This is a genomic window from Melaminivora sp. (assembly GCF_032059615.1).
Taxonomy (GTDB): domain Bacteria; phylum Pseudomonadota; class Gammaproteobacteria; order Burkholderiales; family Burkholderiaceae_C; genus Melaminivora.
In genome coordinates, this window is the sequence record NZ_DAMCAM010000090.1 from 1 (window position 1) to 7,325 (window position 7,325).

The window sequence follows — 7,325 nt, forward strand, 5'->3', positions numbered from 1 at the left end:
TGGGCCCGGCCATCGACGCGCTGATCCGCCACCAGATGGTGCTGCGCGGCGTGACTAACGGCCAGCGCGTGCCCGAGGACTGGGAGATGGCCGACGCGCACAAGCTGGTGGGCGCCTCCATGCGCAGCAGCGCCCGCTCGGCCTTCGACCCGCGCGAGGCGGAGCTCAATTTCTTCTTCAGCCCGGCCGCGGCCGGCCTGGGCGAGCAGGGGCTGTCCCATGTGGGTTGAAGCGCCCCTGCTGCACCAAGCCATGGGCCTGCACGGCTTCACGCCCGAGCGGCAGCTGCGGCTGCTGGCCGTGGCCAGCCAGCCCGGCGCGGGCCGGCTGGAGCTGGAGATGCTGTGGCAGGTCTGCGCCAGCCTGCAGCGCCTGTCCTACCCCGTGGTGGTGCTCGACGGCACGGCCGCGGAGAACGAGGACGCGCCCGGCCTGGCCCAGCTGCTCGGCGGCATGCCCTGGCCCGCCGACTGGATGATGAACGGCACGCTGCCCGTGGTGCCTGCCGCACGCGGCCTGGTGCAGCTGGCCCGCCGCGCCGACACCCTGCCCTCGACGCTGGCGCCCCTGGCACCGCTGTTTCGCAGCTACGCCGTGGCGGTGCTCTACGCGCCGGCGCCGCTGCTCGCGCCCCTGCTGGCGCGGGCGGCCGCCGACCACTGCTCCCCCCTGGTCATGACCGGCCCGGGCGCGCAGGGCATGGTCGGCAGCTACCGCCAGCTCAAGCATCTGGCGCTGCACGCCGGCGTCTCGCGCAGCACCGTGGTCTCCATCCAGCCGCCCGGCGCCGCCCCGGCGCGCCAGACGGCCGAGGCGCTGGCCACGCTGCAGCGCAGCGCCGGCGAGCACCTGGGCCTGCACGTGCACACCACCACAGTGGCACCCGGGCGCGCGCAGGACGTGCAGCGCCTGGCGTTGCAGCTGCTGGAAAACGCATGCACCATGGAGGCGGCAGGCGCAGGCATGCCGCTGCTGCCGGGCAGCAGCCCTGCCGCCACGCCGTGGTCCTCCCTGGAACGCAGCCACTGACAATACCCGCCATGTACACCGCGAAAGGCCAGCTCGACCGGGATGCCCTGTTCCACCAGCACGTGCCGCTGGTACGGCGCATCGCCCACCACCTGATCGTCAAGCTCCCGGCGAACGTGGAGCTCGACGACCTGATCCAGGTCGGCATGATCGGCCTGACCGACGCCCTGTCGCGCTACGAGGTGGCGCAGGGCGTGCAGTTCGAGACGTTTGCCAGCCAGCGCATCCGCGGCGCCATGCTCGACGAGCTGCGGGGCGGCGACTGGATGAGCCGCAGCTCGCGCAAGAGCCAGAAGGACATCGAGCGCGCCCTGCACCGCGCCGAGCAGCGCCTGGGCCGCAGCCCGCTGGAGTCCGAGATCGCCCAGGAGCTGGGCGTGAGCCTGCAGGAATACCAGAGCCTGCTGGGCAAGGTGCGCGGCACGCAGCTGGTCTATCTGGAGGACATGCACCACGGCAGCGAGGACGACGAGGGCTTTCTCGACCGCCACGTGGCCGACGAGGGGGCCGACCCCATGTCGGTGCTGCGCGACCACCGCCTGCGCGACTCGCTGGTGGCCGCCATCGGCCAGCTGCCCGAACGCGAGCAGTACATCATGGGCATGTACTACGAGCAGGACATGAACCTGAAGGAGATCGCCGCCGTGCTCGGCGTGACCGAATCGCGCGTGTGCCAGCTGCACAGCCAGGCGATCGCGCGGCTGCGCACCAAGATGCGGGCGCACTGACGGCCAGCGCCTGCATCATCAAAATCCATAGCTGAAAGCCCTTGCCGGACAACGGTCAAGGGCTTTTTTCTTGGGAATTTTGCCGGTGAGGCGTCAGCTCGGGGGACGGTACAGGCGCGCCGGCGATGCGGGGCCGGAGCCGCCATAGGTGACCTCGTTCCTGGGCGGCAGCAGCGAGGCGGCCTGCCGCTCAGTCAGCGCCAGCACGCGCGCCAGCTGCTCGCGCAGCTGCGACAGTTGCTGCGCCAGGGCCTGCAGGCGCTCGGCGGAGGCGGCGTCCACCGTGCCGGTGGCGGCGCGCTGGCGCGCCTGCAGCAGGGCGGCCGCGGCTTGGCGCAGGGCGGTGGCGCCCTGCTCGAAGGTGATGGGGTCGGAGGACAGCAGCGCAGCCTGCAGGGCCTGCAGCTGCGCTTCGAGGGAGGAGAGAGGGTCCTGGGGAAAGGTGGCCATATGCCTGGGCGGGAGTGCGGACCGCCGGCGGGGCTCAGCCCTGCGCCGAGCGCGACAGGATCTCGTGGGCGTTGGCCAGCAGCTTGTCGGCCACCACCTCGGCGTTGACACGGAAGGTGCCGTTCTGGATGGCCGCCTTGACCGCCTGCACCTTGGCCGCGTTGAAGTCGGCGCTGCTGCGGCCGGCGTCGGCCGCGCGGGCCGCGCTCGACAGCGTGACCGGGACACCGGCGCCAGCGGCCGCACCAGCCGCGGCGCGCGAAGCGCCCTGGGCCGCGGCTTCGGCGGCCGGCGCGGGCGCTGCCGCCTTGGCCTGCTGCCGGGCGGCAGCCGCCTGCGGCGAACGCGCGTTGGCAAGTTCCGGGTTGTTGTGTCCTATCTTCATCGCACTCTCCACCACCCCATGTCAGATGGGGCCAGTGTGAGTCTTTTCGACCAATGGAGCGCGAACTTTAGGGCCATGCCGTAAGTTCGGCGTCACATGGCGGCTTGCACTGTCCCGTCCTCCGAGACGATGCCGCCGATGATCCGGCCATTGCCCATGCGGATGCGCACATTCTGCCCGATGGCTCCCCCGCTCATGGCCTGGCCCGAGGACGTGACCGCATAGCCCGGCCCCTGCACCACCACGCGCACCGGGCTGCCGGTCTTGAAGACTTCGGGCGCGCGCACCATGCCCTGGCGCAGCGTCTGGCCCGCGGCCAGCGATCGCGCGGCCGTCTGGCCCACCCAGGCTTCGCGGCTGGCGATGACGGCGGCCGGCTCGGCCGCCCAGTCCACCTCGGTCTCGATGGCGTCCTGCTCGGTCAGCAGGCTGCCGGCGGCCACGCTGCCGGCCAGCGCCCAGGCGGGGCCCCAGGCCTTGACGGTGATGGGCAGGAACACGTTCCAGCGCGTGGCCCCCTGCACGCAGCGCAGGCCCAGGCGGGTACGGCCCCACAGGCGCGCACCCGCGGGCAGGTAGGGCTCGACCTGCTCGCACGGCGCCAGGCGCAGGCGCGAATCGAGCGTGCCCACCTCGACCTCCATGCGCAGCGGCAGCGTGCCGCCGGCCAAGCTCTGGGCTTGGCCCAGGGCCTGGTCCAGCCACTGCTGGGTGACGGCGCCCAGGTCCTGCTGCGGCGCGGCCTGCCCGGCCGGAAGGGCGGGCTGGCCGGCCACCTGCGCCTGGCCGGCGGCCGTGGCGCAGGCCAGCGCAAGGGCCGCGAGGGCGCGGGCGGCGGGGCGGAAGGCAGCGGGACGGGGCATGGCGGTTCTCCAGCGGTGGCGCGAGGCCAGGGTCTCTTTCACGCCTTGCACTGTAGGCCGGGGCGCGGCGGCGAAAGCCGGGAACAGCGGGCCAAACGTTGCGTTCTTTCCGCTTTCACGGAAAGGGGCGATTTCCATAATCGGGCCACGGCGAGACACCGTCCGCCCGCCCCTGTTGATTCCACGCTCCTTCCGAGGCCCCTTCATGCTCGACAAGCTGACCCAGCAAGTGAACCTGCACGGCAATGCGCTGCTGCTGCGTGCCGAGCGCCAACGCACCATCGCCAGCAACATCGCCAACGCCGACACGCCCGGCTACGTGGCGCGCGACTTCAAGTTCTCCGACGCCATGCGCGCCATGGCCGACAGCCAGGCCGGCGCCGCGCGCCCCTTGAGCACCAGCGACACGCGCCACATGGCGCTGCCTGCCGTCGGCGAGCTGGGCTCGCGCGACAGCACCCTGGGCTACGCCCTGCAGTCGCAGCCCAGCCTGGACAACAACAGCGTGGACATGGACCGCGAGCGCGCCGCCTTCGTGGACAACGCCGTGCGCTACGAGGCGACGCTGCGCTTCATCAACGGCGGCGCCAAGACCATGCTCAGCGCCATCCAGGGCCAGTAAGCCGGAGGATTCCTGTCATGTCGATGTTCTCCATCTTCAACGTCTCGGGCAGCGCCATCAGCGCGCATTCTCAGCGCCTGAACATCGTGGCCAGCAACCTGGCCAACGTGGACGCCGTGGCCGGCCCCGACGGCCAGGCCTACAAGGCGCGCCAGGCCGTCTTCCAGACCACCCCCATGGGCCCCGATGGCGCCGCCGGCGTGCGCGTGGTGGACGTGCAGGAAAGCGACGTGCCCGGCCGGCGCGTGCACGACCCGGCCAACCCGCTGGCCGACGCCGACGGCTACGTGACGCACTCCAACGTGAACGCGGTCGAGGAGATGGTCAACATGATCTCGGCCTCGCGCTCCTACCAGAACAACGTCGAGGTCATGAACACGGCCAAGTCGCTGCTCCTCAAGACCCTGCAGATGGGACAGTAATCATGATCCTCGCCCCCGTGGGCTCCGGCCCCACCGTCCATGAAGGCCCCTCGGCCAACGCCAGCAACGACCCGGCCGCGATGCAGGACCGGTTCCTGAAACTGCTGGTGGCGCAGCTGAACAACCAGGACCCCATGAACCCCATGGACAACGCGCAGATGACCACGCAGATGGCGCAGATCAACACGGTGACCGGCCTGCAGACGCTGAACCTGACCATGCAGACCATGGCCGAGCAGTTCTCGACCATGCAGCAGATCCAGGGCATCAGCATGATCGGCCGCTCGGTGCTGAGCGAGGGCGACCGCCTGAGCGTGAACGACAAGGGCGAGGCCGCAGGTTCGTTCGATCTGGCCGGCAGCGCCACCGACGTCAAGGTCGAGGTGGTCACGCCCGGCGGGCTGGTGGTGGACACCCTGCAGCTGGGCGCCCAGGAAAAGGGCCGCCACGACTTCACCTGGGACGCGGGCAAATACCAGGGTGATGCGTCCGACCTGCGCTTCCGCGTCACGGCCACTACCAAGGAGGGCGCCGTGGCCGTCACGCCGCTCATGCAGTCGCAGGTGGTCGCCACCGGCTCCAACAGCGGCGCGCTGACGCTGACCCTGGCCAGCGGCGACACCGTCAACTACGCCAACGTGCGCGGCGTGCTCTGAGCCCGCGCCCCTTCCCACCCCTTCTTTTTCGCACCAGGAGCACACCATGGCATTCCAGCAAGGCCTGTCCGGCCTGAGCGCCTCGGCCCGCAACCTTGACGTCATCGGCCACAACATCGCCAACTCCAACACCACCGGCTTCAAGAGCTCGCGCACCGAGTTCTCGGCCATGGTGGCCTCCGCCATCGGCACCGTGGGCGGCCTGGATTCGGGCATCGGCGTGGAGATCGGCGCCGTCGCGCAGCAATTCACCCAGGGCAATTTCTCGGTGACGGGCAACAACCTGGACGTGGCCATCAACGGCAACGGCTTCTTCCGTCTGCAGATGCCCGACGGCTCGCCGGCCTATACCCGCGCGGGCGATTTCAAGCTCAACACCCAGGGCAACCTGGTCACCAACAGCGGCGCCAAGGTGATGGGCTACCTGCCCGACCCGCAGTCCGGCAAGATCCAGCTCAGCGGCGCGCCGCAGCCGGTGAGCTTTCCCACCAACGCGCTCATCCCCGCCAAGGAGACGACGTCGATCACGGCGACGATGAACCTGGACGCGCGGGCGACCGATGCGGCAGCGAGCACGCCGCGCACGCCGCGCTCGACCTATGGCACCTCCATCAATGTCTATGACAGCCAGGGCGTGGCCACGCCGGTCAATCTCTATTTCGAGAAGAACGGCAGCAACACCTGGGATGTCTTCACTTCGCTCGACACCTCGGCCACGCGTATCGGCAGCATCGAATTCGATGGCGAGGGCAAGTTCGTCAGCACCACTCCGGAAGGAGCTTCCGGCCCCGGGCCCCTGGTGCTGACGGACATCGCATCAGCCAACCCGAACAGCCCGCCGGGCCCGGGCGGCCCCCAGCCCGTGCAGCGTGAAGTCGCGCTGGATTTCTCGGGCACCACCCAGTTCGGCACCAAGTTCTCCGTTTCCGACCTCAAGCAGGACGGCTACGCCACCGGCCAGCTCACCGGCATCAACATCAGCGACGACGGCACCATCCTGGCGCGTTTCTCCAACGGCATGACGCGCACCGAGGGGCAGCTGGCGCTGGCGAACTTCCGCAACACCCAGGGCCTGGCGGCCGTGGGCGGCAACGCCTGGGTCGAAACCCACGAGTCGGGCCCGGCCAACCCAGGGGTGCCGGGCGACGGCAACTTCGGCGCGCTGCGCTCGGGCGCGCTGGAGGACTCCAACGTCGACCTCACGGCCGAGCTGGTCAACATGATGACCGCCCAGCGCGCCTACCAGGCCAATGCCCAGACCATCAAGACGCAGGATCAGGTCATGTCCACCCTGATCAACCTGCGCTGACGCACGCCAGCGCTGAACCACCGGAAGACCCGCCATGGACCGCATCATCTACACCTCCATGACCGGAGCCAACGCCGCCGCGCAACGCCAGGCGGTGCTGGCCAACAACCTGGCCAATGCGTCCACGACGGGCTTTCGCGCCGAGATGTCCAACTTCCGCTCGGTGCCCCTGCAGGGCACGGGCGCGAGCACGCGGGTCTTTGCGCTGGAGGCCACCTCCGGCCACGTGGACAAGGCCGGCCCGGCCATGACCACCGGCCGGCCGCTGGACGCCATGGCCGAGGGCGGCGCCTGGTTTGCCGTACAGGGCCTGGACGGCATCGAGACCTACACCCGCGCCGGGGCCTTCGAGGTCACTGCCGCCGGCCAGCTGGTCACCGGCACGGGCCTGGCCGTGCTCTCCGACGGCGGCGCACCCATCGACGTGCCTCCGGGCTCCGAGGTGGTGCTGGGCGCCGACGGCACCCTCACCGCGCGCATGGCCGGCCAGCCGCCGCAGCCGGTGGCGCGCCTCAAGCTGGCCACGCCGGGCGCCGACGACCCCTTGAGGCGCGGCGACGACGGCCTGTTTCGCACCGCCAGCGGCGAGCCCCTGCCGGCCGACCCCAACGCGCGCCTGCGCTCGGGCGTGCTGGAGGGCTCCAACGTGAACCCCGTCGAGTGCATGGTCGGCATGATCGCCGCCTCGCGCCAGTTCGAGCAGCAGATGCGCCTCCTGTCCACCGCCGAGAACGACGACAAGAGCGCCGGCCAGCTGCTGAGCATGAACGGCTAACCGCCCAAGGACTACTGCCATGATGAATTCGCTGTGGATCGCCAAGACCGGCATGACCGCCCAGCAGACCCAGCTGGACGTGATCT

Annotated in this window: 10 protein-coding genes and 1 pseudogene; 8 read left to right on the plus strand and 3 right to left on the minus strand. The window is 70.3% G+C overall.

Annotation, left to right across the window (positions count from 1 at the left end; genetic code table 11):
- The 3 genes and pseudogenes from RT051_RS13915 to RT051_RS13925 all read left to right on the plus strand — a co-directional run.
- Positions 1–230: pseudogene (locus RT051_RS13915) on the plus strand (flagellar biosynthesis protein FlhF); the annotation flags it as partial.
- On the plus strand, positions 220–1,029 hold the full coding sequence (locus RT051_RS13920) for a hypothetical protein (protein ID WP_313077559.1): 810 nt from the start codon (positions 220–222) through the stop codon (positions 1,027–1,029). The pseudogene RT051_RS13915 and the gene RT051_RS13920, both read left to right, overlap by 11 nt.
- 11 nt (positions 1,030–1,040) lie before the next feature.
- Complete coding sequence (locus tag RT051_RS13925; protein WP_313077560.1) at positions 1,041–1,757, plus strand: RNA polymerase sigma factor FliA; 717 nt, start codon at positions 1,041–1,043, stop codon at positions 1,755–1,757.
- A gap of 93 nt (positions 1,758–1,850) precedes the next feature.
- Here RT051_RS13925 and RT051_RS13930 read toward each other — a convergent pair whose 3' ends face one another.
- From RT051_RS13930 to flgA, 3 genes are all read right to left on the minus strand, one after another.
- Positions 1,851–2,207: a hypothetical protein gene (locus RT051_RS13930; RefSeq protein WP_313077561.1), complete on the minus strand. Its 357-nt coding sequence runs from the start codon at positions 2,205–2,207 to the stop codon at positions 1,851–1,853.
- Positions 2,208–2,241: 34 nt separating this feature from the next.
- Positions 2,242–2,592: a flagellar biosynthesis anti-sigma factor FlgM gene (gene flgM / locus RT051_RS13935; RefSeq protein WP_313077562.1), complete on the minus strand. Its 351-nt coding sequence runs from the start codon at positions 2,590–2,592 to the stop codon at positions 2,242–2,244.
- A gap of 92 nt (positions 2,593–2,684) precedes the next feature.
- Positions 2,685–3,455 (minus strand): flagellar basal body P-ring formation chaperone FlgA, encoded by a 771-nt coding sequence (flgA, locus tag RT051_RS13940; RefSeq protein ID WP_313077563.1) that lies wholly within the window; start codon positions 3,453–3,455, stop codon positions 2,685–2,687.
- A 205-nt stretch (positions 3,456–3,660) separates the two neighbouring features.
- Here flgA and flgB point away from each other — a divergent pair, with 205 nt between their 5' ends.
- Genes flgB through RT051_RS13965 form a run of 5 tightly spaced genes read left to right on the plus strand, consistent with a single transcriptional unit; the run spans position 3,661 to position 7,239 of the window.
- Positions 3,661–4,077, plus strand: a complete 417-nt coding sequence (gene flgB, locus RT051_RS13945; RefSeq protein ID WP_313077564.1) for a flagellar basal body rod protein FlgB — start codon at positions 3,661–3,663, stop codon at positions 4,075–4,077.
- 17 nt (positions 4,078–4,094) lie between these two features.
- Complete coding sequence (gene flgC / locus RT051_RS13950) at positions 4,095–4,499, plus strand: flagellar basal body rod protein FlgC (RefSeq protein WP_313077565.1); 405 nt, start codon at positions 4,095–4,097, stop codon at positions 4,497–4,499.
- Between the two features lie 2 nt (positions 4,500–4,501).
- The gene (locus tag RT051_RS13955; RefSeq protein ID WP_313077566.1) at positions 4,502–5,155 is read left to right on the plus strand and encodes a flagellar hook capping FlgD N-terminal domain-containing protein; all 654 of its coding nucleotides are present in this window, start codon (positions 4,502–4,504) and stop codon (positions 5,153–5,155) included.
- Between the two features lie 46 nt (positions 5,156–5,201).
- The gene (gene flgE / locus RT051_RS13960; protein WP_313077567.1) at positions 5,202–6,464 is read left to right on the plus strand and encodes a flagellar hook protein FlgE; all 1,263 of its coding nucleotides are present in this window, start codon (positions 5,202–5,204) and stop codon (positions 6,462–6,464) included.
- Between the two features lie 34 nt (positions 6,465–6,498).
- Positions 6,499–7,239 (plus strand): flagellar basal body rod protein FlgF, encoded by a 741-nt coding sequence (locus RT051_RS13965; protein ID WP_313077568.1) that lies wholly within the window; start codon positions 6,499–6,501, stop codon positions 7,237–7,239.
- Positions 7,240–7,325: the final 86 nt, after the last annotated feature.